At 67.4% G+C, this 25328-nt stretch carries 22 protein-coding genes and 2 pseudogenes; 9 read left to right on the top strand and 15 right to left on the bottom strand.

What is annotated here, in order from left to right; translation table 11 throughout:
- Positions 1-3 precede the first annotated feature (3 nt).
- The 3 genes and pseudogenes from ACPUER_RS01710 to ACPUER_RS01700 all read left to right on the top strand — a co-directional run bounded on the left by ACPUER_RS01710 (position 4) and on the right by ACPUER_RS01700 (position 2765).
- Positions 4-1227: an RtcB family protein gene (locus ACPUER_RS01710; protein ID WP_279610702.1), complete on the top strand. Its 1224-nt coding sequence runs from the start codon at positions 4-6 to the stop codon at positions 1225-1227.
- A gap of 2 nt (positions 1228-1229) precedes the next feature.
- Positions 1230-1358, top strand: a pseudogene (locus tag ACPUER_RS01705) (nucleotidyltransferase); the annotation flags it as partial.
- 258 nt (positions 1359-1616) lie between these two features.
- Entirely contained in the window at positions 1617-2765 is a 1149-nt protein-coding gene (locus tag ACPUER_RS01700; RefSeq protein ID WP_425130196.1) for a DUF1176 domain-containing protein, read from the top strand.
- Between the two features lie 24 nt (positions 2766-2789).
- Here the strand turns inward: ACPUER_RS01700 and ACPUER_RS01695 are convergent, their stop codons facing one another.
- Positions 2790-3458, bottom strand: a complete 669-nt coding sequence (locus ACPUER_RS01695) for an O-methyltransferase (RefSeq protein WP_310131374.1) — start codon at positions 3456-3458, stop codon at positions 2790-2792.
- A gap of 115 nt (positions 3459-3573) precedes the next feature.
- Between ACPUER_RS01695 and ACPUER_RS01690 the strand changes: the two are divergent.
- A pseudogene (locus tag ACPUER_RS01690) lies at positions 3574-3735 on the top strand (PLP-dependent transferase); the annotation flags it as partial.
- 18 nt (positions 3736-3753) lie between these two features.
- Here ACPUER_RS01690 and ACPUER_RS01685 read toward each other — a convergent pair.
- The 3 genes from ACPUER_RS01685 to ACPUER_RS01675 form a co-directional block, all read right to left on the bottom strand.
- Entirely contained in the window at positions 3754-4257 is a 504-nt protein-coding gene (locus ACPUER_RS01685) for a hypothetical protein (RefSeq protein ID WP_425130195.1), read from the bottom strand.
- 66 nt (positions 4258-4323) lie between these two features.
- Positions 4324-4599, bottom strand: a complete 276-nt coding sequence (locus tag ACPUER_RS01680) for a DUF4148 domain-containing protein (protein WP_425130194.1) — start codon at positions 4597-4599, stop codon at positions 4324-4326.
- A 433-nt stretch (positions 4600-5032) separates the two neighbouring features.
- Positions 5033-5467 (bottom strand): hypothetical protein, encoded by a 435-nt coding sequence (locus tag ACPUER_RS01675; RefSeq protein ID WP_425130193.1) that lies wholly within the window; start codon positions 5465-5467, stop codon positions 5033-5035.
- Positions 5468-5569: 102 nt separating this feature from the next.
- Between ACPUER_RS01675 and ACPUER_RS01670 the strand changes: the two genes are divergently transcribed.
- Entirely contained in the window at positions 5570-5854 is a 285-nt protein-coding gene (locus ACPUER_RS01670; protein WP_175960594.1) for a DUF4148 domain-containing protein, read from the top strand.
- A gap of 82 nt (positions 5855-5936) precedes the next feature.
- On the opposite strand, the gene ACPUER_RS01665 is transcribed toward ACPUER_RS01670, so the two are convergent.
- The 5 genes from ACPUER_RS01665 to ACPUER_RS01645 all read right to left on the bottom strand — a co-directional run bounded on the left by ACPUER_RS01665 (position 5937) and on the right by ACPUER_RS01645 (position 14244).
- Entirely contained in the window at positions 5937-7361 is a 1425-nt protein-coding gene (locus ACPUER_RS01665) for a heavy metal sensor histidine kinase (protein WP_425130192.1), read from the bottom strand.
- On the bottom strand, positions 7358-8041 hold the full coding sequence (irlR, locus tag ACPUER_RS01660) for a heavy metal response regulator transcription factor IrlR (RefSeq protein WP_175960597.1): 684 nt from the start codon (positions 8039-8041) through the stop codon (positions 7358-7360). Before irlR ends, ACPUER_RS01665 begins: the two co-directional genes overlap by 4 nt.
- Positions 8041-11265 (bottom strand): efflux RND transporter permease subunit, encoded by a 3225-nt coding sequence (locus ACPUER_RS01655; protein WP_425130191.1) that lies wholly within the window; start codon positions 11263-11265, stop codon positions 8041-8043. The genes irlR and ACPUER_RS01655 overlap by 1 nt, the downstream gene beginning before the upstream one ends.
- Positions 11266-11402: 137 nt before the next feature.
- On the bottom strand, positions 11403-12878 hold the full coding sequence (locus ACPUER_RS01650; protein WP_425130190.1) for an efflux RND transporter periplasmic adaptor subunit: 1476 nt from the start codon (positions 12876-12878) through the stop codon (positions 11403-11405).
- 34 nt (positions 12879-12912) lie between these two features.
- Positions 12913-14244, bottom strand: coding sequence for a TolC family protein (locus ACPUER_RS01645; RefSeq protein ID WP_425130189.1), 1332 nt, complete (start codon positions 14242-14244; stop codon positions 12913-12915).
- A 461-nt stretch (positions 14245-14705) separates the two neighbouring features.
- On the opposite strand from ACPUER_RS01645, the gene ACPUER_RS01640 reads away from it, so the two are divergent.
- Positions 14706-14990 (top strand): M35 family metallo-endopeptidase, encoded by a 285-nt coding sequence (locus ACPUER_RS01640; protein WP_425130188.1) that lies wholly within the window; start codon positions 14706-14708, stop codon positions 14988-14990.
- Positions 14991-15005: 15 nt separating this feature from the next.
- Positions 15006-15455: a hypothetical protein gene (locus ACPUER_RS01635; RefSeq protein WP_425130187.1), complete on the top strand. Its 450-nt coding sequence runs from the start codon at positions 15006-15008 to the stop codon at positions 15453-15455.
- 174 nt (positions 15456-15629) lie between these two features.
- Here the strand turns inward: ACPUER_RS01635 and ACPUER_RS01630 are convergent, their stop codons facing one another.
- The 6 genes from ACPUER_RS01630 to ACPUER_RS01605 form a co-directional block, all read right to left on the bottom strand.
- Entirely contained in the window at positions 15630-16820 is a 1191-nt protein-coding gene (locus tag ACPUER_RS01630) for a phosphotransferase enzyme family protein (protein WP_425130186.1), read from the bottom strand.
- A 36-nt stretch (positions 16821-16856) separates the two neighbouring features.
- The gene (gene pnuC / locus ACPUER_RS01625; protein WP_425130185.1) at positions 16857-17489 is read right to left on the bottom strand and encodes a nicotinamide riboside transporter PnuC; all 633 of its coding nucleotides are present in this window, start codon (positions 17487-17489) and stop codon (positions 16857-16859) included.
- A gap of 59 nt (positions 17490-17548) precedes the next feature.
- Positions 17549-19780, bottom strand: coding sequence for a TonB-dependent siderophore receptor (locus ACPUER_RS01620; RefSeq protein ID WP_425130184.1), 2232 nt, complete (start codon positions 19778-19780; stop codon positions 17549-17551).
- 602 nt (positions 19781-20382) lie between these two features.
- Entirely contained in the window at positions 20383-20586 is a 204-nt protein-coding gene (locus ACPUER_RS01615; RefSeq protein ID WP_034182111.1) for a DUF2970 domain-containing protein, read from the bottom strand.
- Positions 20587-20707: 121 nt separating this feature from the next.
- Positions 20708-22780, bottom strand: coding sequence for a pyridoxamine 5'-phosphate oxidase family protein (locus ACPUER_RS01610; RefSeq protein ID WP_425130183.1), 2073 nt, complete (start codon positions 22778-22780; stop codon positions 20708-20710).
- 35 nt (positions 22781-22815) lie between these two features.
- The gene (locus ACPUER_RS01605) at positions 22816-23475 is read right to left on the bottom strand and encodes a glutathione S-transferase family protein (RefSeq protein WP_425130182.1); all 660 of its coding nucleotides are present in this window, start codon (positions 23473-23475) and stop codon (positions 22816-22818) included.
- Positions 23476-23601: 126 nt separating this feature from the next.
- Here ACPUER_RS01605 and ACPUER_RS01600 point away from each other — a divergent pair, with 126 nt between their 5' ends.
- Together ACPUER_RS01600 and ACPUER_RS01595 are read left to right on the top strand one after the other, a co-directional pair.
- Positions 23602-24555, top strand: coding sequence for a LysR family transcriptional regulator (locus ACPUER_RS01600; RefSeq protein WP_175960614.1), 954 nt, complete (start codon positions 23602-23604; stop codon positions 24553-24555).
- Between the two features lie 209 nt (positions 24556-24764).
- Positions 24765-25028: a fucose-binding lectin protein gene (locus tag ACPUER_RS01595; RefSeq protein ID WP_175960616.1), complete on the top strand. Its 264-nt coding sequence runs from the start codon at positions 24765-24767 to the stop codon at positions 25026-25028.
- The last annotated feature ends 300 nt before the right edge of the window (positions 25029-25328 follow it).

Here is a 25328-nt window from a genome sequence, read left to right as displayed (position 1 = left end):
CAAATGAGCAACATGGATTATCAGGTGATGGAACTGGCGAACGGCAAGCCGGTGAAGATGTGGACGCAAGGCGTCGCCGTCGAGGACGAAGCGCGCGCGCAACTGCGCAACACCGCGCAGATGCCGTTCATCTTCCGCCACGTCGCGGTGATGCCGGACGTCCACCTCGGCAAGGGCTCGACGATCGGCAGCGTGATTCCGACGAAGGGCGCGATCATTCCGGCCGCGGTCGGCGTCGACATCGGCTGCGGGATGATGGCCGCGCGCACGACGCTGACGGCGTCCGACTTGCCGGACTCGCTCGCCGGGCTGCGCAGCGCGATCGAACGCGCGGTGCCGCACGGCCGCGCGCCGGGCCGCCGCGATCCGGGCGCGTGGGGCGATCGCACGCCGGCCGCCGTGACCGAATCGTGGAAATCGCTGCTGCCGGGTTTCCAGCGAATCGTCGACAAGTATCCGAAGCTGGAAAAGACGAACCACTACGCGCATCTCGGCACGCTCGGCACCGGCAATCACTTCATCGAAGTGTGCGTCGATGAAGCGGACCACGTGTGGTTCATGCTGCATAGCGGCTCGCGCGGCGTCGGCAACGCGATCGGCAGCCTGTTCATCGAACTCGCGCAGGCCGACATGCGGCAGCACATCGCGAACCTGCCGGACCGCAACCTCGCGTATTTCACCGAGGGCAGCCGGCACTTCGACGATTACGTCGAAGCGGTCGGCTGGGCGCAGGACTACGCGCGGCGCAACCGGCAGGCGATGATGGACGCGGTGATCGGCGCGGCGCGCGGCGTGATCGGCAAGCCGTTCGCGGTCGACGAGCACGCGGTGAACTGCCACCACAACTACGTGCAGCGCGAACGCCACTTCGGCGAAGACGTGCTCGTGACGCGCAAGGGCGCGGTGTCCGCGCAGAAGGGGCAGCTCGGGATCATTCCGGGTTCGATGGGCGCGAAGAGCTTCATCGTGCGCGGGCTCGGCAATCCGGAAAGCTTCTGCTCGTGCAGCCACGGCGCGGGCCGGACGATGAGCCGCACCGAAGCGAAGCGCCGCTTCACGGCCGACGACCAGGCGAAGGCGACGCAAGGCGTCGAATGCCGGAAGGACGCGGGTGTCGTCGACGAGATTCCGATGGCCTACAAGGACATCGACGCGGTGATGGCGGCCCAGCGCAGCCTCGTCGAAGTGGTGCATACGCTGCGCCAGGTGGTGTGCGTGAAAGGATAGCGCGTCCCGCGATCCACGCGCTCGTCGAGACGATGCTCGCCGATGCCGAACACGATCGCGAATACAAGCGGCCGTGGGGCGACGTGGCGATGCTCGACACGTTCCTGCGCGACGTGGTCGACGGTCGATGAAAGACGAACGGCGCGATGCCTGTGGGCATCGCGCCGTTTGCACGTCCGCACGCGCCCAGCCGCTGCCGGTGAGCAACGTGCGTGCCCGCATACCACGTGTCGTCGCGTCCGCCGCCATCCGTTGCGGCGGTATACTTGATCCGTTCTGCAAAGCCCACCGCGTCATACGCCGCTGCACTCCATGTGCACCGCTTGCCGACGATGCGCCTGCAGCGCCGACGTCTTCCGCCCGCCCGTTCACAGCCGATACGAACCGTCATGTCGCACCGCCTTTCGCTCGCCCTCGCCGCCCTCCTCGCCGCTTCCCCGCTCGCCGCACAGGCACGCCCGCTCGCGCGGCCGCCGGTCGAGCGCGACTTCAAGAGCTGGTCGGTCGTCTGCGACAACGGCAACCGCTGCATTGCCGAAAGCCACGCCGACGATATCGACGATGCGCGCACCAATCTCATCCTGCGCGTGACGCGCGATGCCGGCCCCGATGCGCAACCGTCGCTCGACATCTTCGCGTCGGCACCACTGGATCTGCGCACGGCACGCACCGATGGCCGCCCGTTCGATGCGATGCCGGCCCAATGGCATGCGTTCGGCGACAAGCCGGACAATGACGACGCGCACCCGTTCCGGATCCGGACGAGCGATCCGGCAACGGTTGCCGCGTGGCTCGCCGCGTCGCGCAATGCACAACTGCTGAGCTTCGGCGATCCGGCGTCGGCGCAAACGCCGCGCACGCCGCTGTCGGGATTGAATGCGGCGCTGCTGCTGATCGACGACACGCAGGGCCGCGTCGGCACGGTCACGGCGCTGCTGCGCCCCGGCAACCGGCCCGCTTCGTCGGTGCCGGCCGCGCCGGCACTGCCGCCCGCCGTCGTTCCGGCGCCGCCCGTCGCCGGCCTGTCGGCCGCCGAACAGCGCCCGCTCGTCGATGCCGTGCTCGCGAAGTTCGGCACCGACGTGAAGCAATGCGCGGCCGATGTCGAAGACGAAATGTCGGCCGGCGATCGCAGGAAGGCGTCGCGCGCCGTGGCGATCTCGGCCGACGAGGCGCTCGTCGCGATCCCGTGCCAGACCAGCAGCCTGTATAACCACACCGACCTGTGGTACCGCGTGCGACGGTCGGCGCCGTATGCGCCGATGGCGATGAACTTCGGCGAGAACGCGAACGCGGGTCTCGATTCGGCGTCGTTCGCGAACGAACTGACCGACGCCGGCTACGATCCCGCCAGCGCGATGCTGTCGAGCAAGGTCCGCTTGCGCAGCGCCGGCGATTGCGGCTCGACCGCGTCGTGGATCTTCGACGGCCGGCGCTTCCTGCTCGCCGACATCGCGACGCACGGCACCTGCAACGGCCTGTTCCAGGATCAATGGCCACGCCTGTATCGCCGGGCCGACGCGACGGGAAAGCGCTGACGCGCGTGGCGCGCCACCGTCACGTCACTCGCCGACGATCGAGATCGAGAACCCGTCCCAGCCCTTCTGCCCGACCGTCTGCACGGCCGTCGTCGTGAGCTTCGGCTCGGCCGCGAGACGCGCGAAGCCTTCCCGCACGCCGACCACATCGGGCTCGCGATTGTCCGGATCGGCCACGCGCCCGCCGCGCACGACGTTGTCGACCACGATCACCGTGCCGGGCCGCGACAGCTTCAGCGCCGCGTCGAGATAGACCGGATTGTTGTCCTTGTCCGCATCGATGAAGATGAAATCAAACGGCGCGCCACCCGCATCGACGAGCCGCGCGAGGCTGTCCTTCGCGCTGCCGACGATCACCGACACGACCTCAGCAAACCCGGCGCGCGCGATATTCCGCGTCGCGACCTTCGCATGCTCGGGGTTCAGTTCGAGCGTCACGAGCGTGCCGCCCGGCGGCAACGCGCGCGCGAGCCAGATCGTGCTGTAGCCGCCGAGCGTGCCGACCTCCAGGATGCGCCGCGCGCCGCGTATCGTCGCGAGCAGTTGCAGCAGCTTGCCCTGGTTCGGCGCGACGTTGATCGCGGGCAGCCCGGCCGCGTTACTGACCGCCAGCGCGGCATCGAGCGCATCGTCGGACGGCACGAGCGTCGCGGAAAAATACGCATCCATCCGGTTCCATTGGTCCTGATCCATCGCGCGCCTCCTGTCTGCGGAAAACCGCATTTTATGCGCGGCATCCCCATAAGCAACACACCATTCGTTCTAAGGGCAGCAGCACACGTGCTCCTATAATCGCTCGACATCACAACAACAGCTCGCGACGCACCCGGCATCGACAACGCACCGGCAACTGTCGCCGGCCGAGCTCGCGAAGGCCGGCGTGAAGGAGGAAACGGTGCGGCTGTCGATCGGCATCGAGCATATCGACGACCTGCTCGCCGATCTCGACCAGGCGCTCGCGCAGCTTTGACCGGAACGGGCGCGCCGGCTACCGCGTCGTCGCGCCCGCCGGATACGTGTCGACGATGCGCGTGCCGTTGACGGGCGTGACGCCCTCGTTGCGCAACGCGGTCCACAAGTCGATCGCGTGCTCGCGCGACTTGCGGCTGCCGTCGTCGGTCAGCATGTTCAGCGCGATCACTTCGTCGCGTGTCGTCAGTTGCAGTTGTTCCTTCAACTTGCGCGACTGATGCGACGCGCTACGAACATCGCCCAGCACGATCCGCTTCTCCGCGACATTCGGCTCGCCGCCCGTGTCGGCCGGCACGAACGTCAGCCGGCCGTTGTCGACCTCGCATTGTCCGCGCATGAATGTCGCGCTCCACTCGCCTGACGGCACGGCCGCGAATTCGCAGCGCATCCACTCGCTCGCGCGGCGGCCGGCGTCGTGCTCCGACGCATGCGACAGCGCCCGTTCCGGCCAGCCGGCCGCCATCGCGGCCGTCGACATCAAACAGACAGCCAGCATGATTCCTGTTGCGATAGTGCGCATGGCATGCTCCTTTTCATATGGAAAACCGGCCGAGCAGCGGCGTCGCAGCCGGCCGCGAATGAACGATCAACGCACCGCGAAGCGGTTGTCGTGCGCATCGACCGTCGGTGCGTTCTCGCCGCGGCGAATCGTCGATCGATGGATTTCCTGATTGCGCGCGACGGCGGCCGGGCTCGCCGGGCAGTCGTGATTCGGGCTCGGGATCACGCCGTCGTGCCGCGCGCGCATCAATTCCCGACGCACGTCCTGCCGGGTCTTCGCCTGCGCGGCCACGGTCTGCGAGAAGGCCGCGATCGACAGCGCGGCAACGGTCATCGCGATCATCGGTCGCGGATTGTTCATGTTGTTCGCTCCTTGCCGGGAATCCGTGACAGGAGCCTTCACTTTGATCCGGCGGCGGTGCGGCATCGTGATCCAGGCATGACGGTTTCGTCATGGTTCGTGCATGTACTGCGTCGCAATACGAATGAAATTCGTCTTGAACAACGGCGCAGGCGCCGATCGGCTCCTATGGCTACGGCGGAACGCGCACGCAAGGCATCGTCAATCCCGGGTTGCGCCATCGATTCTGATCGCGGCGGCGGCACGCTCGCGCCTGCGTGACAAAAATTTCATGTTCCGATCAGGGTCACGATGCGTCGTTTCGCTACGATCGGAACGGTAACGGGCCATGCCCGTTCCCATCCACGCAGCGGGTCGCTGTCGCACGGCACGATCACGCGTTAGGCCCGGACTCATCGAGTACCGGGCCTTTTTTTGATCGCGACGCAGACGATCACGGCGCTGGATTGCGTTGCGGAAACAAACACGGATGCGTCTTCACGTACAGGTTCGGATTGCCGCAGCGGTGCCCGGCATAGTCGATCTGCTCGCCGGGCATGAGGTCGGCCGGCACCGGCTTGCGCGCGGCGGCCGGCGCGGTCGTTCCGGTGTCGGAACGTGGCGATGCGCAGCCTGCGAGAAACGGGACGATCAGGACTGCGATCGACGATAGGCGAATGGCGGGACGATGCAATTTCCGGTCCGAAATGAAAGTCTTAACATGACCGCCCGCTTTCGATTCTGCTGTCGCGAACGGCGCGAATGCCGTCGGCCGCGTGGGCAATCGGCAGGCTTCATGTTCCGCTTCCCGCTCATCGCGCTCATGACGCGAACATGACGATTGCGTCACGTCGATCGAGCGCGTACGGCGCGCCACCGCGTCACGCAATCTGACGTTTTTTTCATCTCCCGATCACGGTGGCGCATGGCTGCTTTCGCATACTGGGTCCATGGTTCGCCACCCGGCGACCCCGATCAAGGAGAGAACTCAATGAAAACGGCAAAACTCGCAGCACTGTTCGTCACCGCCACGCTGTCGCTCGGCATGGCCACGCAGGCCGCATTCGCGCAAACGCAAACGCAGGGCAAGACCCGCGCACAAGTCGTCAACGAACTGAAACAGGCGCAGCACGACGGCATCGTGCCGACGAGCAAGACGCAATACCCGCCGACCAGCGAGATCGTCGCGCGCAACAAGGAGCTTCACGGGATTTCGGTGCATGGCCGCGAGAAGAAGCCACAGGCCGACAATCACGACAACCTGGCGACGCGCTGATGCCGCTCGGTCGTGCGACCGCGGGCACCGTGCCGCTCGCAAACGCCTTGCGGCGAACGTGCGGGCGTGCCCGCCCGCGATGTCAGGTGCGAATGACGGCCGGCCGCGTCGGCTCGGCCGGCCGTCGCGGAAAGCGCAGCCAGAACGTCGTGCGCCGGCCGGGATCGCTGTCGACGCCGCATTCGCCGCCGTGGTTGTCCATGATCGACCGGACGATCGCGAGGCCGAGCCCCGTCCCCGACGCCGAATTGTGCCGCGACGGATCGACGCGATAGAAGCGCTCGAAGATCCGCCCGACATGTTCCGCGGTAATGCCGGGCCCCGTATCCGACACGGCGATCGTCGTCGCACCGCCCTGCTCCACGCAGTCGATCGTGACGACGCTGCCGCGCGGCGCGTAGGCGAGCGCATTGGACAGCAGGTTGCTCAACGCGCGCTGGTACAGCGTGAGATCCGCATCGACCCACGCGTGACCGTCGACCTTCACCGACACACCCGCATCCTCCGCGAGCGGCTCGTAGTAGCCGGCGACACGCCCGGCCTCTTCCGCCGCATTCAGGCGCCGCACGTCGATCGACGTGCCGGCCTGTTCCGAGCGCGCGAGAAACAGCATGTCCTCGATCATTCGCGACAGCCGCTGATACTCGTCGATGCTCGACTCGATCACGTTCCGGTATTCATCCGCGCTGCGCGGCTGCGACAGCACGACCTGTGCGGCCGCCTGCAGGTTCGTGAGCGGCGTGCGCATATCGTGCGCGAGATTCGACGAGAATTGGCTCAGCCGCGTGAACGATTCGTTCAGCCGCGCGAGCATCCCGTTGAACGCATGCTCGAGTTCCTTCAGCTCGCCGGACGTATCGAGTTCCGGCAGCGGATGCGCGAGCCGGCTCGACGACATCTGCTCGGCGCGCGCCGCGAAACGCCGCAGCGGACTCAACCCGAGCGCCGCGATGCCGTACGCGATCGCGGCCGCGAGCACCACGCCGAACACCTCGATCACGACGATCGTATAAGCATGCGTGCGCAACAGCAGCACGTCGGCGCTGCGGTCGTACTGCACCGCGACGCGTACCACCGGTGCGCCCGCGCCGGCGAGCGGCACGGTCGTCACCAGATACTGGTGCCGCGCGCCGGGCGGCGCGACGCCGACCGGCACGCGCCCCGCGTCCAGCGACAGCAGCGTCGCGTACGGGCGGAATCCTGGCGTGCCGACGAGGCGCGTGCCCGACGCATCGTAGATCGCGAGATCCATGTTCGGATGGCCGTGCAGCTGGTCGATCCAGATGTCGGTGTTGCGCGCGACGTCGGCCGTCGTGCGCGCTTCGGCCAGATGCGTGCCCAGCGCGGCGGAAATGCCGGCCATCTGTTCGGCCGCCGTCGTTTCGACGCGGTTGCTCAGCGCTTCGTAAAGCGCGACGCCGCTCGACGCGAGGATCACCGACGTCGACAGGACGATCAGCGCGGTCAGGCGGCCGCGCAGCGTGCGCGGCAGCAGGCGCGCGATCATGCGGCCGCGCCGCCGCGCGCTTCGAGCACGTAGCCCATCCCGCGCACGGTGTGGATCAGCTTCGGTTCGTATGCGTCGTCGATCTTCGAACGCAGCCGCCGGATCGCCGAATCGACGACGTTCGTGTCGCTGTTGAAGTTCATGTCCCATACCTGCGATGCGATCGTCGCGCGCGGCAGGATCTCGCCCTCGCGGCGCATCAGCAGCCACAGCAGCGCGAATTCCTTCGCGGTCAGCAGGATCGTGTCGCCCTGCCGCGTGGCCTTGCGGCGCGTCAGGTCGAGTTCGAGGTCGGCCACGCGCAGCGTGTTCGAATCGCGCGGCTGGCCGCGCCGCAGGATCGACTTGATGCGCGCGGTGAGTTCGACGAAGTCGAACGGCTTCGCGAGATAGTCGTCGGCGCCGAGTTCGAGCCCCTTCACACGATCGCCAACGTCGTCGCGCGCAGTAAGGAACAGCACGGGCGTCGACTTGCTGCGCCGCAGGTTCTGCAGCAGCGTCCAGCCGTCCTGCCCCGGCAGCATCACGTCGAGCACGAGCAGGTCGTATTCCTCGGTCTCGGCCTGGTGCTGGCCCGTGATGCCGTCCTCGATCCAGTCGACGACATAACCGGCCTCCGTCAGGCCCTTGCGCAGATAGGCGCCCGTCTTCGGTTCATCCTCGACAATCAGAATTCGCATTACGCATTACCCTTGAAGAAACCCAGCCGGCGCAGCAAACCGGCGCCGACCCCGCCGCCGAAGCTGTCCAAAAGCGCGGCGCGCCACGACACCGCATGGCTGACGCGGTACAGCACAGGCAGCACCAGCAGCGTCAGCGCCGTGGACGACAGGATACCGCCGATCACGACCGTCGCAAGCGGGCGCTGCACCTCGGCGCCGGTGCCGGTCGCGAACGCCATCGGCAGGAAACCGAGCGACGCGACCAGCGCGGTCATCAGCACGGGCCGCAGCCGCGTGAGCGCGCCTTCGCGCACGGCGGCGTCGAGCGGCGCCCCTTCGTCGCGCAGGTTGCGGATGAACGAGATCATCACGAGCCCGTTGAGCACGGCGACGCCGGACAGCGCGATGAAGCCGACCGCCGCCGTGATCGACAGCGGGATCCCGCGCAGCCACAGCGACACGACGCCGCCGCTCAGCGCGAACGGAATGCCGGTGAATACGAGCAGGCCGTCCTTCACGTTGTTGAACATCACGAACAGCAGCACGAACACCATGAACAGCGCGAGCGGCACGACGAGCTTCAGGCGCTCGCTCGCGCTTTGCAGCTGCTCGAACTGGCCGCCCCACGACACCCAGTAGCCGGCCGGCACGCGCACGTCCTGCCGCAACTGCTCGCGCGCATCGGCGACGAACGAGCCGACGTCGCGGCCGCGCACGTTCGCGCTGACGACCACGCGCCGCTTGCCGTCCTCGCGGCTGATCTGGTTCGGGCCCGGCGCGACGTCGATCGTCGCGAGCTCCGCGAGCGGCACGTACGGCGCCGCCGCGAGCGGCGCGCTGGCACCGGCCGCCGGCGCGGGCAGCGCGATCGGCAGCCGCTTGATCGCCTCGATGTCCGAGCGCAGCTCGTCGGGCAGCCGCACGACGATGTCGAAGCGGCGGTCGCCCTGGAACAGCGTGCCGGCCTTCTGCCCGCCGACGGCCGCGGCCACCGTGTCCTGCAGGTCGGCGACGCTCACGCCGTAGCGCGCGAGCTTGTCGCGGTCGAGGTTGACGGTCAGCACGGGCAGGCCCGTCGTCTGCTCGACCTTCACCTCCGATGCGCCCGGTACCTTCTGCAGCGCGGCCGCGATCTGCTCGCCGGTCTGGTTCAGCACGGCCATGTCGTCGCCGAAGATCTTCACGGCCACGTCGCTGCGCACGCCCGAGATCAGCTCGTTGAAGCGCAGCTGGATCGGCTGCGAGAACTCGTACGCGTTGCCCGGCAACTCGGCGAGCGCTTCCTCGATCTCGCGCACGAGCGTGTCGCGCGGCTTCTTCGGGTCGGGCCACCTGTCCGTCGGCTTCAGCATGATGTAACCGTCCGACAGGTTCGGCGGCATCGGGTCGGCCGCGATCTCGGCCGTGCCGGTGCGCGCGAACACGCGCTCGATCTCGGGGAAACGCGCCTTCAGCGTCTTCTCGATCGACTTCTGCATCTCGACCGACTGCGACAGGCTCGTGCCGGGAATCCGCAGCGCGGCGACCGCCAGATCGCCTTCGTCGAGGCTCGGGATGAATTCGCTGCCGAGCCGCGTCGCGAGCCCGAGCGTGACGAGCACGATCGCACCCGCGCCGAGCATCACGCGCACCGGGCGCGTCATGAACGCGGCGAGCACCGGTTCGTACGCGCGCCGCGCCCAGCCCATCAGCCGGTTCTCCTGCTCCTCGACCCGCTCGCCGATGAACAGCGCGACGGCCGCCGGAATGAACGTGACAGTCAGCACCATCGCGGCCGCGAGCGCCATCACGACGGTAATGGCCATCGGGTGGAACATCTTGCCTTCGACGCCGGTCAGCGCAAAGATCGGCAGGTACACGACCATGATGATCAGTTGTCCGAAGATCAGCGCGCGGCGCGCTTCCTGCGACGCGCCGAACACTTCGGCGAAGCGCTCGTCGCGCGTGAGCGGCCGCCCGGCCGCCGCCTGCGCATGCGCGAGCCGCCGCACGCAGTTCTCGACGATCACCACCGCGCCGTCGACGATGATCCCGAAGTCGAGCGCGCCGAGGCTCATCAGGTTCGCGCTCACCTTCGCGTTGACCATGCCGGTGAAGGTCATCAGCATCGACAGCGGAATCACGAGCGCGGTGATCAGCGCCGCGCGGATGTTGCCGAGGAACAGGAACAGCACGGCGATCACGAGGATCGCGCCTTCGAGCAGGTTCTTCTTCACCGTCGCGACGGCCTTCTCGACGAGCACCGTGCGGTCGTACACGGGAATCGCCTTCACGCCGGCAGGCAGCGTGCGGTTCACGTCCTCCATCTTTGCCGCGACGGCCTTCGCGACCGTCCGGCTGTTCTCGCCCATCAGCATGAAGACCGTGCCGAGCACGACCTCCTCGCCGTCCGACGTCGCGGCGCCGGTGCGCAGCTCGCGGCCGATGTCGACCAGCCCGACGTCCTTCATCCGCACCGGCACGCCGCCGACGTTGGTCAGCACGATGTTCGCGATGTCGTCGACGGTGCGCGCCTGGCCCGGCACGCGCACGAGATACTGTTCGCCGCGCTTCTCGATGTAGCCGGCGCCGACGTTGTCGTTGTTGCGTTCGAGCGCGCGCACGACGTCGGCGAGCGTCAGCCCGTACGACATCAGCTTCGCCGGGTTCGGCGCGACACGGTATTCCTTCACGTAGCCGCCGATCGAGTTGACCTCGGTCACGCCGCGCACGTTCCTGAGCTGCGGCCGCACGACCCAGTCCTGCAGTTCGCGCAGGTCGGCCGCCGTATAGCGCGTGCCGTCGGGCTTGCGCGCGGCCGCGTCGGCTTCGACGGTCCACAGGTAGATTTCGCCGAGGCCTGTCGACGTCGGCCCCATCGCGGGCGCGATGCCGGCCGGCAGCTTGTCCTTCGCCTCCTGGATGCGCTCGTTGACGAGCTGCCGCGCGAAATAAATATCGGTGCCGTCCTTGAAGATCACGGTGACCTGCGACAGCCCGTAGCGCGAGATCGAGCGCGTCTGCTCGAGGCCCGGCAGCCCGGCCATCACGGTCTCGATCGGGTAGGTGATGCGCTGCTCGGCCTCGAGCGGCGAATAACCGGGCACGGCCGTGTTGATCTGGACCTGCACGTTCGTGATGTCGGGCACAGCGTCGATCGGCAGCTTCTGGTAGCTGAAGACGCCCAGCGCGGCCACGGCCGCGATCGCCAGCATCACGAGCCAGCGGTGCGCAATCGCAAAGCGGATCAGGCGCTCAAACATGGCGGGATTCCTTGAAACGGGGAACGGTCGCCTTCACCGGACGAGCCGCGCGACCGGTCACTCGACGGGTCGCAAATCGAGCCGCATATCGGGCCGCATAGCGGGTCGAAAATCGTGCAATGGCACGCGCGTGACGCTCATTCATGTTCCGCGCTCCCCTTGCCGAGCTCGGCCTTCAGCACGAAGCTGTTCGACGCCGCGTATTCCTGCCCGGGCTTGAGCCCCTTCAGCACTTCGGTCGCGCGTTCGTCGCGCCGCCCTGTTTCGACCGCCTGCGCGACGAACCCCTTCGGCGAGCGCACGAACACGGAAGGTGCGCCGTCGACATCCTGCAGCGCGTCGCTCGCGACCGCGAGCGGCACGCCCTGCCTGCCCGCGTCGACCGACACGTTCACGAACATGCCCGGCCGCCACACGCCGTCCGGGTTCGGCAGCACGACGCGCGCCGGCGCGGTGCGCGTCTGTTCGCCGAGCAGCGAGCCCACATACGCGATCGGGCCGCTCGAACGCGATTCGAACGCGGTCGCGCTGACGGTCGCATCGCTGCCCACGCGCACATCGTTCAGCCGCTGCGCCGGCACGGCCATCTCGGCCCAGACCGTCGACAGGTCGGAGATCACGAACATGCTCGCATCGGCGGCGATCGCCTCGCCGGGCGTCGCATGCTTCTCGACGATCGTGCCCGCGAACGGTGCGCGCAGCTCGTAGCGGTTCAGCGCGCCCGCGCCCGCCGGCGCGTTCAGCGCGGCGAGTTTCTGCCGCGCGTTCTGCACGGCGATCTCGGCCTCGCGCAACTGCACCTGTGCCTGCTGGTAGTCCTGTTCCGCCGAGATGCGCTCCTGCCACAGCGTGCGTTCGCGCTCGTAGGTTGCGCGCGCACCCGACAGCCGGCGCTCGGCCGTCAGCAGTTCGCTGCGCCGGTCCGCGAGATCGGTGCTCGCGATCACGGCCAGCACCTGCCCCTTCGCGACGTTCTGCCCGAGCGACACCGATACCTGCTCGACGATGCCGGCCACGCGCGGCACGACGTGCGCGGTGCGATCCTCGTTGAACTTGATCTCGCCCGGCAACTGGAACGGCGTCGCGATCTGCGCGGGGCCGGCCTTCGCGAGCGCGATCTTCGAGGTCGCCAGTTGCGCGTCGGTCAGCGCGATCGCGCCGTCGGCGCGCGCGAACGGGAACGACGCCGCGTCGCTGCCCGCCTTGACGTCGATGGTCGCATCGAACACGTGCGGCTTGGCGATCGACTGCGCGGACACGAACTTCTGGCCGGCAGCGTCGAAACGCATCGGTTCGTGGGTGCGGTCGTACCGGACCAGCGTGCCGGACACGGTCACGCCCTTGTCGGCCGGCTTGCCGTCGACGAACGGATAGACGACGAGCCGCGCGTCGCCGGGCTTTTCCGTCATGACGATCTCGACGGACAGCCTGCCGCGCTTCAGCACGACACCGCCGCGCTCGCCGACAGCTTCGGCGGATGAAGCGGTTTCGGCAGCGGCCGACGCGGCCGCGCCGTTGCCGCCGTTGTTGCGCGTGACGCCGAGTGCGCCGATGACGATTCCGGCACTGCCGAGCACGACCGCCGCGATGATCAGGATTCTGCTGCGTGACATGGTGATCCTTCCGGTAAAAGAGGCGTCTGTTGCGCTATTGCGTGACCGGCTCGGGCAGTGCAAGCGGCGCGAGCGGCGTACCGACGAGCCGGCCGATGTCGGCGCGGGCCGTATGGGCATCGGCGAGCGCGCGCACGTATTGCGACTGGCCCTGGAACAGCGTGCGCTGCGCGTCGAGCACGTCGAGGAAGCTGAACTTCCCGAGCTCGTAGCCGCGCGACATCGCATCGAGCGCGAGGCGCGCGGCGGGCAGGATGTCGGCCTTCAACCGCTGCGCTTCCTGCGCAGCGGCTTCGAAACTCGTGTACGCCTGCGTGAGGTCAAGCCGCAAGCGCGTGCGCTCGCGATCGAGATCGGCGTTCGCCCGCTCGGCCTTGTGCGTCGCCTCGAGCAGCGCGCCCTTGTTCGTGTTGAACAGCGGAATCGGGATCGACACGCCGACCACCGCCTGGTTGTCCGGCACGCCGCCCGTGGTCACGTGCTTCACGCCGGCACTGATCGTCACGTCCGGAATGCGCCGCGCGCGTTCGAGCGACACGGCCGCGTTCGAGCGCAGCATCTCGGCGCGCGCGATCCGCGCGAGCGGCGCGTCGTCGAGCTGCGCGGTCAGCGCGGACAGCGGCTCGACCGGCGGCACGGTTTCGAGATCGCCGAGCACCGCAAGCCGGCCGTCGCGCGCTTCGCCCATCACCGCGTTCAGCTTCTCGCGCGCGACCTCGACACGGCCGCGCGCGGTCACGACTTCGATCTGCACGCCGGCCGCCGCCACGTGTGCCTTGGTCGCCTCGACCGGCGACACCTTGCCGGCCTGTGCACGGCGGCTCGCGAGATCCGCGGAGCGCGCGGCGATCGCGGCCGATTCCTCGGTCACCTGAAACTGGCGCTGCGCGGCGAGCAGCCCGTAGAACGCGGCAATCACGTCGGCGCGCACGACGGCGCCCTGCTCGTCGAGCGATGCATTGGCCGCTTCCCTGCCGTACGACGCGACATCGAGCCGCGCGCTTCGCTTGCCGCCGAGTTCGATCGTCTGGTTGATCATCGCGGTCGACGTGCGTTCGGCGCGACGAAACCCCTCCTGCAGGAACGACACTTCGGGATTGGGGCGCGCGCCGGCCTGCATCAGCGCGCCGGCCGACGCATCGACGTCCGCGCGCGCGCCGCGCAGCGCCGGATTGTTCCGGGCCGCGACCGACAGCGCGTCGGAAAGCGTCAACGAGGTGGAAGGGAGGGCGTCGGGTGCCGGTGCGCCGATCGGCGCGGCGCTGCCGGAGGCAGCCGGGGCCGGCCCCGGCGACAGCGACGGCTGCGCATGAGCCGTCGCAGCCATCGCGAAGACGACGGCCACGGCGAGGTTGAGCTTGAGCATGTTCGGTTCTGCGGTAACGGTTCGCGACCGATGCTACGGTCCGGCCGCAGTGCGAACATGAGGCGAAGATGATATTTCCGTCATGTTCGGCGCGTGGTACTCGCGGAATCAACGGGCAAATCTGCCCAGATAGCCACCTGCACACAACGTCTAAACGCTCGCGTGCGATCCGATGATGTCGTCACATTTCATCGGACTCGTCGCGTCGCTTTCGAACATTCAATTCGGTCCCGTCAGAATCACAAAAAATAATTTTTCATTCCAAAATTTCGAACAAGTTCTATGGACATCTTCACTTGAAAAGATGACCGTTCAAGGTTGCGGGAACGCGAACGTAATCATGCCGCTTCATGACCCCAGGTTGGGCGGCACCCTTGAAAATCCACCTGGCGATCATTTAAGGCAATGAACAATTTCACGGATCACAACGCGTACGAATTTGAGTCTGACGAAGACAATGAATGGTTTCTCGTTCACTCCGGGGCCGTCACCAACACGAATCCGGGATCGATGGTTCATGTTTTTGCACCGGTTTGCGCGATCAGAATATGTTCGGAGATTCTCGCCTATCCACGCTCATTCACGAAGTAACACATTTCGTCGACACCTTCGGCAGCAGCGACCCTCGTTACGGGCTCGACCCTACAGCGACCGCATGGGCAAGAGCCAATCCTGACCTCGCATTGAGAAATGCGGATACACTCACCGGATTCGTGATCTACGGTGAAGATTTATTTGCAGAGTAAGGAGCCGAATTCAGCATGAACATCTCGATTTCGGCATCACCGTCTATTTTTGCAGTTCTATTCCTTTTCTCCACAAATTCCATAGCAGAATGCCAGGGGTCACAAAATTTGCCATCTCGACAATTTTTTGTGCCTTTTTCACCCAACAGTCACGAAATCAGTGAATCCGAGAAAATACGAATCGAACAATGGGTGTCGGAAATCAACTCCAAGCACCCAATTCAAAAATGGATCGATGTAATTGGCAGCGCGTCCGAAAATGAGAGCACCCCCGATCAACTTGCAACGAAACGTGCCTCCGTGGTGGCAAAGGCCGTCATAGACGATGGCCTGATAAACGCACCATTTCAGATAAAAACGCAAATTTATCCAGCCAGCAGCACAACCGAATCAACATCGGAAACCCGTGAGGTCACCGTTCAGGTAAGTCCCGGCTGCCTCAACAACTGCTGTACGGGCCGTTGATATGAAGTTGGCTCATTTATCGCCGCCGCGCTTACGTTGAGCTGCCCATCTCCAACGCTCGCGTGCGACGGTCCATCGAATCTATCCGGACGACATTTCGATGTTCGATTCAATAATGATTCGAGCGACATATCAACCGCCGCGCGGGTGAAGCTATCAGGGTGCTCTCAAGACTCAAACGATCCCGTGCTTCGCGCGCCGGCGCTGCACGAGCCAGTCGAGCAATTGCCGCCCGTCGCGTTCGCCGAACCACCGCGCGTGCCCGATCAGGTAGCCGTCGTATGCGATGTCGACGATGGCCGGCGCATCGATGATGCAGCCGAAATACGCGACTTCCGACAGCGCGAACTCCGTATGCACGATCGGCAGCAGCGCGACCAGCGCCGCATAGGCGTCGTCGCTCAGCGGTTCGAGCGATTCGTAGCCGTCGAGCAGCGCGTCGATCTGCGCGTATTCGACGCGCCGCGCGTCGGCCGGCGCCATCCAGTCGACCGTATTGCGCTCGATCGCGAGCGCGAGGTCCATCACCGCGCAGGTGCGATCCGACAGCCCGAAATCGAGCACCGTCCGCACCTGCGCACCGGGCCCCGCATCGGTCCACAGCAGGTTCGACGCATGCCAGTCGCCGTGCGTCCACAGCGGCGGCAACGCGGGCAGCAGCGGCACGAGGCGCGCGTGATACGGGCCGATCGCGTCGGCGACGTCGCCGCGCCAGTCGCGCGCGCCGAGCGCGCGCGCGAGCAGTGGCTGCGCCTCGACCCAGCGTTCGAGCGCGCCCGCCAGATCGGCGGACGACAGCACGCGGAAACTCGACAGCAGCGTGCGGACAGGCCGCGCGGGCGCGTCGTAGCCGGCCGACGCGCGATGCAGTTCGGCCAGCGCGCGGCCGGCCGCGTATGCATGCGACGGATGCGCGAACGGCTGCCACGACATCACGCCGCGATACGGGTCGACGCCGGGCGCGAGCACATGCACCTCGTACGTCCAGTCGCCGGATGCGAACGCGGTCGCGCCGTCGCGACCGGCGAGCACGTCGACCACGGGCATGCCGCGTTCGCGCAGATGCGCGATGAAGCGATGTTCTTCCTCGAGCCCCGCGACATCGCGCAGGCTCGCGTGATGACGCTTGACGAACAGCCCGCGCCCGTCCGCCATTCGCACGAGCACGGCTGCCGCGAACTGGCGCGGGCTGTGCCACGTCAGCCGGGCCGGCTCGCCGGCCCCGTCGATCCGCGCGAGCACCGCCGCCACCTCGTCGTGCGTCATCAGCGGCCAGTCGCGTTCGGCCTGCTCGCCGTCGACGCCGAATTGCGGCGGCGCGATGTCACGCGATACTGGCCCGTCCGGCTCGAGTGGGAATGACATGAACGACGTTGCTCCGTAGTTGAATCGATGCGTGAATCAGCGCGCGCCGCTGCCCGACGCGAGCGCGCCGCCGGCCGCCGCGCGCAGCGCCGCGGCCGTCCGGCTCCAGTCGCGCCAGCCGACGACGGCGAGCCCGATGAACAGCGCATAGAGTCCGGCCGTCAGGTACAGCTCCTTGAACACGAACATCCCGACGTACACGACGTTCACGACGATCCACAGCCCCCACGACGCGATGTAGCGCCGCGCGGTCCAGTATTGCGCGACGAGGCTGAACGCGGTCAGCGACGCATCGACGAACGGCAGCGCCGCATCGGTCCAGCGCGCCATCATGCCGCCGAGCAGCGCGCTGCCGACGACGGCCGCGATCAGGTCGGGCAGCATCTGCCGCGGCCGCACGCCCGTGACGGGCGCCACGTCGCCGGCCGGCGCCGCGCCGCCGTCGGCTTCGCTCGCGCGCTGCGCGAGCCAGCGCTGCCAGCCGTACACCTGCAGCACCGCGAACGCGCCCTGCAGCAGCATGTCCGAGTACAGCTTCGCGTCGAAGAAGATCCAGCCGTACAGCGCGACCGACGCGAGCCCGACCGGCCAGCACAGCATGCGCCGCTTCGCGGTCAGCCAGATCGCGAGCGCGCTGACGATCACGCCGGCGATTTCGAGTGGGGACATCGTCTGTGCTCTCCTGGGTAGCTGCCGGGGCCGCGCGTCACGCGGCCGGTTCCGGACGATCAGAAATCATAGGTCAACGACACGCGCGCGGTGCGCGGCGCACCCGGGAACAGGTACGCATCGCCCTGCTGCTCGCCCGCGTCGCGCCAGTAGAACTTGTTGAACAGATTGTCCACCGATACGCGCAGCACCGTGCGATGACCGCCGATCTTCGTCGTATAGCGTGCGCCGAGATTGAACACGAACCACGACGGCACGCGCGCGGTGCCTTCCTCGTTCGCGTTGCGGGCCGCACTGTACTCGACGCCGCCGAGCACGTTCAGGCCCGCGACGCCCGGCACCGCATAGTCCGCATACAGCGACGCGCGCAGCGCGGGCACGTTGATGATCTGGTGCCCTTCGTAAGCCGGCGAACCCGAATCGACCGCACGGGCGCGGATCGCCGCGACGCTGGCCGTCAGCGCGAGGCGCTCGGTCATGCGCCCGGCCGCGCCGAGCTCGATCCCCTGGTGCCGCTGCGTGCCGCGCTGCACGAACGTGTAGGTCGTGCCCGATGCGTCCGGGTCGGCGAACTGGAACGGCTTGCTGATCGAGAACACGGCGGCCGTGAGGCTCAGCCGGTCGAGCCAGTCGTATTTCGCGCCGACCTCGATCTGGTGCGATTCGACGGGCGGCAGGAACGCATACGCGTTGGTCGCGCGCACCGGCGCCTGGTCGCCTAGCGACAGCGCCTTGCTGTACGACGCGTACAGCGACAGCACGTTCACCGGCTTGTAGACGAGCGCGACCTGCGGCAGGAACACGGAGCGGTCGGTGCGCGTATCCGCGCCGTCGAGGCTGCTCCAGCTGCGCTGGCGCAGCAGCACTTCCTTGCCGCCCGCGAGCACCTGCCAGTGTTCGCCGATGCTGATGCGGTCGAGCCCGAACACGCCGTACTGCCACGCGTCGAGGCGCGGATATGACGGGCCCGGCGAATTCGGCGACGGCGCGAACGCCACGTCGGGCCCGTAGATGTTCTCGCTGCCCACGTAGTCGTACACGGCGTCGGCCATGTGCACGACGCGGCGCTGCACGCTCACGCCGAGCGTCAGCTCGTGCCGCAGCGGCCCCGTCGCGAACTTGCCCGTCGTGACCGCGCGCAGGTCGTCGTTGCGCCGGTATTCGCCGGGGCTGCGGAAATCGTATACGTCGTAGTCGCCGTTCGCGCCGAAGAAGAACGGCGACGTCGCGCCGGCCGCGCAGCTCGCCGCGTACGAACAGCCGTACGCGAACGCGCTGTTGTCGTCGATCATCGTGCGGCTGCGGCCCGCGGCGATGTACGCCTTCCACGCGTCGTTGAACTGGTAGTCGAAGCGCGCGTTCAGGTTCAGCGCGTCGGTCGTCACCGGTTTCGCCCATGGCTGCGTGCCGAGCGCCTTCGACGTCGTCTTGACCGACGGCACGACGGTGCCGCCGAGCAACTGGTAGCCGGGCGCGGAACGCTGGATCCACTGCTGGAATTCGGCGTTGAGCTGCAGGCTCGCACGCGGGCTGATGTCCCAGTCGGCGGCGATCGAGCCGAACATGCGCCGCCCGTTCGTGCCGTCGATATACGAGTGCATGTTCTCCTTCGCGGCATTGATCCGGAAGCCGAACTGATGGTCGGGGCCGAAGCGGCGGCCGAGATCGACGGCCGCCGACGTCGAGCCGCGGCTATCGACGCCGGCCGTCACGCTCGCGACGTTCGCGGAGCGCTTCGTCACGAAGTTAATCACGCCGCCGGGCGCGACGACACCGCTGTCGATGCCGGCAAGCCCCTTCAGGATCTCGACGCGCTCCTTGTTCTCGAGCGGCACGTTCTGCTCGCCGGACACCGTCAGCCCGTCGATCCGGATCGCGCTCGCGAGATCGACCGGAAAACCGCGGATCGCGAAGCCTTCGAAATAGCCGACCGGTGCATAGTCGTTGACGACCGATGCGTCGTTGCGCACGACGTCGCTCAGCCGCTTCGCCTGCTGGTCGTCGAGCTGCGCGCGCGTGACGACGCTCACCGACGCCGGCGTGTCGCGCAGCGGTGTGTCGTCGAGCCCCGCGACCGACGCGTTGCGCACGCGAAACGCATTGCCGCGCTCGCCGCTCACCGTGATCGCCGGCAGCGTCGCGCTGCCGGCCGCATCGGCGTCCGGTGCCGGCGCGTCGCCCTGGGCTGCGGCAGCCTGCGCCGCGAAAAGCGTGATGCCGAGACCGACGCCGAGCCCGACCTTCGCGCGCCGCCGCCGTACGGGCGACGCTGTTGTTTTATTCACCGTCATTGTTCTGGATGGAAAACTCGCCACTCGACCCTGTCGAAACACGTTACGAAGCTGCGAAGCGCACGCTCGCGGACGAATCTTCACCCGCGGCGCATCCGGCCGGCACGACATTCATCGGACGAATCGGACGAGACGGCACGCATGCGTGCCGGTCGATCGATCGGGAAGACGCAGGATGGGACATCGGATTCGGGTGACGCACCGGGAGCCGACGCAGCCGTCGACGGGTTCGTCGGGTGCCTGTCGGGCGGCCGGCGGCCTCGCGCGGTCATGTCATGCGGGGGACGCTTCGAATGCCGCGGTGCGGGCGTCGGGCAGTTGTGCGCGCCGTTCGTCGGAACGGCGGCCAACCCGTCGCACGCGACAGCGCGGCGTGGCGCGCATTTTACCCCGGGCGGGGATCAAGGCCGTGGAATCGGGCGGAACGGGAGGCGGGAAAGAACGGGAATGGGGAAACGCAATTCGTGCCACATGGCAACGGCGGCGATGTGGCAGCGATGCCCGGCGCGCACAGCAACCTCGAAGACCGGCGCGATCATGCGCCGGTCATGCGGCCGGAAACCGAAGCGGGAATGATCTCCCGCTCGCCATTCACGCGCCGCTCAGAACCCCTGCATCGTCACGGTCGGATCGACGACCAGATGCACGACGCCGTAGATGACCGCGCCGACGAGCAGCGCGAGCAGGATCGCCACGAACGGCAGCAGCGTGAAGTTGACGTTCGCGAGATCGGCTGCGTGCGCCTTGCTGTTGCGTACGCCGAAGAAACTCCACAGGACCAGCTTGATCATGCCGAGCAGTTTCATGATGCGCTCCTTTCATCGAATCGGTTGACGCTATCGTCGATCCAACCGGCATCCGAAAAAAGAAGCAGTTGCGCGCGCTTTTCGCGCAGCAGGCCGTCTGCGGCCGCATGTCGCAGGCGCGTCAGCGGTCGAGCACGAGCGATTCCGTGGCGCGTTGCGCGGGCCGCGCGACGCACAGCAGCGCGCAGCCGGGTTCGACCGCCGCATCGGGCGTTTGCTCGTAGTCGACCGCGCCGGACAGCACGCGCGTCGCGCACGTGCCGCACGAACCGGAGCGGCATTCGGACGGCACGGCGACGCGCTGCCCTTCCGCGAATTCGAGCAGCGTGCCGTCGGCGGGCGTCCATGCGGCTTCGCGCCCGGTGCGCCGGAACACGACCGGCACGCTCGCCGCCGGCGCGCCTGCCGTGCCTGCCGCTCGGGTCACGCTGCGCGCCACGCTCGACGGCCCGAACGCCTCGAAGCGGATGCGTTCGTCCGGCACGTTCAGCGCGCGCAGCCCGTCGTACAGATCGCGCATGAACGCCGACGGCCCGCACAGGTAGAAGTCGTAGTCGTCGAACGGCAGGATCCGCTTCAGTTGCGCGATGTCGATGCGGCCGGCCCGCGCTGCCATGTCGCCGTGCGGACGGCTGTCGAACCAGTGCAGCGACAGCCGTGCATCGGCCGCCGCGATGCGCGCCAGTTCCGCCGCGAACGGCCGGTCGGCGGCTTCGCGCGCACCGTGCACGAACACCACGCGGCGCGACGGCGCGGCGTCGGCCAGCGCGCGGCGCAGTATCGCGATCATCGGCGTGATGCCGATGCCGGCCGATACGAGCACGGCCGGGCGCGGGCTCGCGAGATCGAACGTGAAGCGGCCGCGCGGCATCTGCGCGTCGAGCGTCATGCCCGCCCGCGCGTGATCGTGCAGCCATGCCGACACGCGCCCTTCGCGCTTCACCGTGATCCGGTAATGCGCGCCGCCCGGTGCATCGGAAAGCGTGTAGCTGCGAATCAACGGTGCATCGCTGGACGGCAACGCAACACGCAGCGTCAAATGCTGCCCGGCGTCATATGCGGGCAACGCGCCGCCGTCCACCGATTCGAAATGGAACGAACGGATCGAGCGCGCTTCGTCGACGATCTTCGCGATGCGCAGCGATCGCCATGCGGGTGCTAATTGGTGTGCCGATGCGGACGGCACCGGCGCGACCGTCGCTGTCACCGCTCCACCCGCGGCCGCCGCCATCGCAGCGAACTGCGGCGCGCGCTCGACCGCCGACCACCGGAACGGCAGCACCGCGCGCATGCGCCGCACCTCCCGCACATGGAACCGCACGACACGCTGCGCGCCGTCGAACGACGCGACGAGCGGCCCGTCCCACACGATCTCGGCGCGCGCGGCGACATACAGCAGGTCTCCGCTGTCGAAATCGACGAACAGCAGCCCCGCGCGCGGATCGTGCTGCAGGTTGCCGAGCGTGTTGAAGAAACGGTTGCCGCTGAAATCCGGCGTCGTCAGCGTGTGCGCATCGTCGACGCGCACGAAGCCAGGCATCCCGCCGCGATGCGACACGTCCGCGCCGCGCGCGGCGCCCGCGTCCGCCGACGTGTTCGCGCTCGCGACGAAGAACGTATCGGCCTGCGCGAGCAGCGCGCGATCCGCATCGCTCAGCCGGTCCGATACGTCGGGCTCGACCGGTGCATCGCCGTCGCGCGCGACGAACGTCGGCGTGCGGCCCTGGATGTACTTCGCGCAGTTGCCGAAGCTCTGCTCGACCGCGATCGTCAGCGCATCGCCGTCGACCGCGCGCACGATGCCATTGACGCGATTGCGCCGGCGCGTATCGAATTCAATCCCGAGCCCGCCGAGCGGCGCGCCCGGCTGCCACGCGCCGTCCAGCGGATCGCCAGGCAGCGCGGGCGCCGCGATGCGCAGCGTGCGCGCATCCGGCGACGTGACGAACCCCGGTGCGCCGGCCCGCAGCGTCGCCCACGGCTGGCCGTGCGCATCGACGCCGCCGAGCACGAAGAACGGCAGCTGCGCGAAAAACGTCCGGTGCTGGTCCGGCATGAAGCGCCGGATTCCGCGCCGGCCGGCCGCGCCCGCGGCTTCCGTTACGCCCGCGCGCTGCTGCACGGCGAGTTCGCCCGCGTGAAACGGCGCGGCGTCGAGTTCCCAGCCCGGTACGGCGGCGGTCGGAGCATTCATCGCGTTCTCCTGAACAGGCGCGGCTTCGGTTGGCGTTATGCGGCGAGCAGGCCCGCGCGCGTCGTCGGCATGCCGACGAAACCCGGCAGCGCCTCGACGCGTGCCAGCCATGCGCGCACGTGCGGATACGGTTCGAGCGATACGCCGCCTTCCGGCGCGTGCGCGATGTACGTGTATGCGGCGATGTCCGCGATCGTCGGCTCGGCGCCGGCGGCGAACGGCTTGCCGGCCAGTTCGCGGTCGATCACGTCGAGCAGCTTCGCGGCCGTGCGCTTGGCCGCTTCCTGGTCGAGCGGCGCGCCGAACACGGTCACGAGCCGTGCCGCGGCAGGCCCCGTCGCGATCGGCCCGGCCGCGTACGACAGCCAGCGCTGCACGACCGCCGCGCCGGCCGGATCGTCGGGCAGCCAGTGCGCGTCGCCGTAGCGCTTAGCGAGATACACGAGGATCGCGTTCGAATCGGCGAGCACGGTGCCGCCGTCGTCGATCACCGGCACCTGCCCGAGCGGATTGAGCGCGAGGAACGCCGGTTCGCGCTGCGCGCCGGCCGCGAGGTCGACGTCGATGGTCTCGGACGGCAGGCCGAGCAGCGACAGGAACAACCGGACGCGATGCGCGTGCCCGGACAACGGGAACGAATAGACGCGAATCGGGGCGACGGGCCTACCGGTGACGGGCTTGATGGCGACGGACATGAAAACACTCCGGAATCTCGCGTCGCCGGGAATCGGCGACGAACGGCACCAGGGTAGCGCTCGCGGTTCGCAGCCAGAAGACGGATAATCGCTGAAACATTATCCGCTTTCATAGGACAATCGACGATGGCCGATCTGCGCGACGTGAACCTGAACCGGCTGGCGATCTTCGTCGCGGTGGTCGATGCCGGCTCGCTGACGGCCGCGGCCGAGCGGCTCGGCCTCGCGAAGACGGTCGTCAGCACGCACATGCAGCGCCTGGAATCCGAGGTCGGCGCGAACCTGCTGGTGCGCACGACGCGGCGGCTGAGCGTGACCGACGCCGGGCGTACGTTCTACGACGCGTGCCGCGCCATCGTGCACGCCACCGAAGCCGCGCTCGATGCGGTGTCGTCCGACGCGGGGCCGCTGCGCGGCACGCTGCGCGTGAGCGTGCCGATCGACTACGGCGCGCAGGTCGTCGCGCCGGCCGTCGTCGCGTTGCGCGACGCGCATCCGGGGCTCGACGTCGAGCTGGTCGCGAACGACCGCGTCGTCGATCTCGTCGCGGACAACCTCGACGTCGCGATCCGCATCGGCCGCCTCGCCGATTCGAACTATCGCGCGGTGCAGCTCGGCACGTACGAGAAATGGCTGGTCGCGAGCCCCGCGTTCGTCGCGCGCTACGGGCTGCCGCGCGACACGGATGCGCTTGCCGCGCTGCCGTTCGTGATGCTGTCGACGCTGCCGCGCCCGCACACGTTCGAACTCGACAACGCGCGCGGCAGCAGCATGTCGGTGCGCTGCGTCGCGCCGGTCGTGTCGAACACCGCAACGGCATGCCGTGCGATCGTGCTCGCAGGCGGCGGCTTCGGGCTGCTGACGGATTTCTCGACCGCCGACGACGTCGCGGCCGGCAGGCTCGTGCGGCTGCTGCCCGCGTGGCGCTCGGCGCCGGCCGGGATTCATGCGGTGTATCCGTCGACGCGGCTGCCTTCGCCGAAGGTGCGGGCGTTCATCGATGCGATGAAGCAAAGGATCGGCGAGACGCCGCCGGCGGCGCCGGTACGCTCGACACGATCGAAACGAGCCGCAGGCTGAATCCGGATCGCCGCGCGTTTTTGCCCCGCCTCCAATCCCCTTTCCCCGCGGCTTTCCCGCCCCGAACAAATACGCCCTTTTATTCCCCCAAAAAAATAGCGTATTGCTTTGCAAATTTTCTACTAACCTTATTCCCGGTAATACGCCAATTCGCGTTTACCGAAACGTTTCAATTCTCCGCTTTATTCAATCAAACAAGGAGTCTGGAAATGCAAACCGCCGCAATTTCATGGGGAACCACGCCGTCGATTCGTGTCTACACGGCCAACGGCAACAAGATCACCGAACGCTGCTACGACGGGTCGAACTGGTACACGGGCGCGTTCAACCAGGCGGGCGACAACGTGTCCGCCACGTGCTGGCTGGTCGGGAGCGCCGTTCACATCCGCGTGTACGCGACGAGCGGCGGCACGACGACCGAGTATTGCTGGGATGGTGACGGCTGGACCCGGGGCGGATACACGGGTTCCTGATCAATCGTGCCTGGGGCGCGAAGGATTTCGCGCCACGATCGGCGCAATGTGAGCTGTTTTTTGCGTTGCGCCGCTTTTTTATTCGCTCCACATTGCTTTCATCAATTCATCGCCGCACGAATACGGAATCAAAAACAATGACGATTTTTTGACAATCAGTAACCACCCGAAAACCGATCGCCTTTTAATTATTAAAAAGACGATTAAATCGCGAAAATCAGCACGACGCCCGGTGCGCCGTGTGATTGCCGAGTTCGTTTCATTTTCAGCCTGCAATTTGCCGGGGGTAACAGGAACGGT

It is taken from the genome of Burkholderia sp. DN3021 (assembly GCF_049805555.1).
Taxonomy (GTDB): domain Bacteria; phylum Pseudomonadota; class Gammaproteobacteria; order Burkholderiales; family Burkholderiaceae; genus Burkholderia; species Burkholderia pyrrocinia_C.
This window is presented reverse-complemented; position numbering and strand designations above follow the sequence as displayed.

Bases quoted from the DNA above. Each gene is read 5' to 3' on its own strand.
- ACPUER_RS01650 (WP_425130190.1), bottom strand. From the start codon at position 12,878: ATGTCACGCAGCAGAATCCTGATCATCGCGGCGGTCGTGCTCGGCAGT.
- irlR (WP_175960597.1), bottom strand. From the start codon at position 8,041: ATGCGAATTCTGATTGTCGAGGATGAACCGAAGACGGGCGCCTATCTG.
- ACPUER_RS01670 (WP_175960594.1), top strand. From the start codon at position 5,570: ATGAAAACGGCAAAACTCGCAGCACTGTTCGTCACCGCCACGCTGTCG.
- ACPUER_RS01645 (WP_425130189.1), bottom strand. From the start codon at position 14,244: ATGCTCAAGCTCAACCTCGCCGTGGCCGTCGTCTTCGCGATGGCTGCG.
- ACPUER_RS01620 (WP_425130184.1), bottom strand. From the start codon at position 19,780: ATGACGGTGAATAAAACAACAGCGTCGCCCGTACGGCGGCGGCGCGCG.
- ACPUER_RS01695 (WP_310131374.1), bottom strand. From the start codon at position 3,458: ATGGATCAGGACCAATGGAACCGGATGGATGCGTATTTTTCCGCGACG.
- ACPUER_RS01680 (WP_425130194.1), bottom strand. From the start codon at position 4,599: ATGAACAATCCGCGACCGATGATCGCGATGACCGTTGCCGCGCTGTCG.
- ACPUER_RS01665 (WP_425130192.1), bottom strand. From the start codon at position 7,361: ATGATCGCGCGCCTGCTGCCGCGCACGCTGCGCGGCCGCCTGACCGCG.
- pnuC (WP_425130185.1), bottom strand. From the start codon at position 17,489: ATGTCCCCACTCGAAATCGCCGGCGTGATCGTCAGCGCGCTCGCGATC.
- ACPUER_RS01610 (WP_425130183.1), bottom strand. From the start codon at position 22,780: ATGAATGCTCCGACCGCCGCCGTACCGGGCTGGGAACTCGACGCCGCG.
- ACPUER_RS01640 (WP_425130188.1), top strand. From the start codon at position 14,706: ATGGTTTCTCGTTCACTCCGGGGCCGTCACCAACACGAATCCGGGATC.
- ACPUER_RS01615 (WP_034182111.1), bottom strand. From the start codon at position 20,586: ATGAAACTGCTCGGCATGATCAAGCTGGTCCTGTGGAGTTTCTTCGGC.
- ACPUER_RS01655 (WP_425130191.1), bottom strand. From the start codon at position 11,265: ATGTTTGAGCGCCTGATCCGCTTTGCGATTGCGCACCGCTGGCTCGTG.
- ACPUER_RS01630 (WP_425130186.1), bottom strand. From the start codon at position 16,820: ATGTCATTCCCACTCGAGCCGGACGGGCCAGTATCGCGTGACATCGCG.
- ACPUER_RS01595 (WP_175960616.1), top strand. From the start codon at position 24,765: ATGCAAACCGCCGCAATTTCATGGGGAACCACGCCGTCGATTCGTGTC.
- ACPUER_RS01605 (WP_425130182.1), bottom strand. From the start codon at position 23,475: ATGTCCGTCGCCATCAAGCCCGTCACCGGTAGGCCCGTCGCCCCGATT.
- ACPUER_RS01635 (WP_425130187.1), top strand. From the start codon at position 15,006: ATGAACATCTCGATTTCGGCATCACCGTCTATTTTTGCAGTTCTATTC.
- ACPUER_RS01710 (WP_279610702.1), top strand. From the start codon at position 4: ATGAGCAACATGGATTATCAGGTGATGGAACTGGCGAACGGCAAGCCG.
- ACPUER_RS01685 (WP_425130195.1), bottom strand. From the start codon at position 4,257: ATGCGCACTATCGCAACAGGAATCATGCTGGCTGTCTGTTTGATGTCG.
- ACPUER_RS01600 (WP_175960614.1), top strand. From the start codon at position 23,602: ATGGCCGATCTGCGCGACGTGAACCTGAACCGGCTGGCGATCTTCGTC.
- ACPUER_RS01700 (WP_425130196.1), top strand. From the start codon at position 1,617: ATGTCGCACCGCCTTTCGCTCGCCCTCGCCGCCCTCCTCGCCGCTTCC.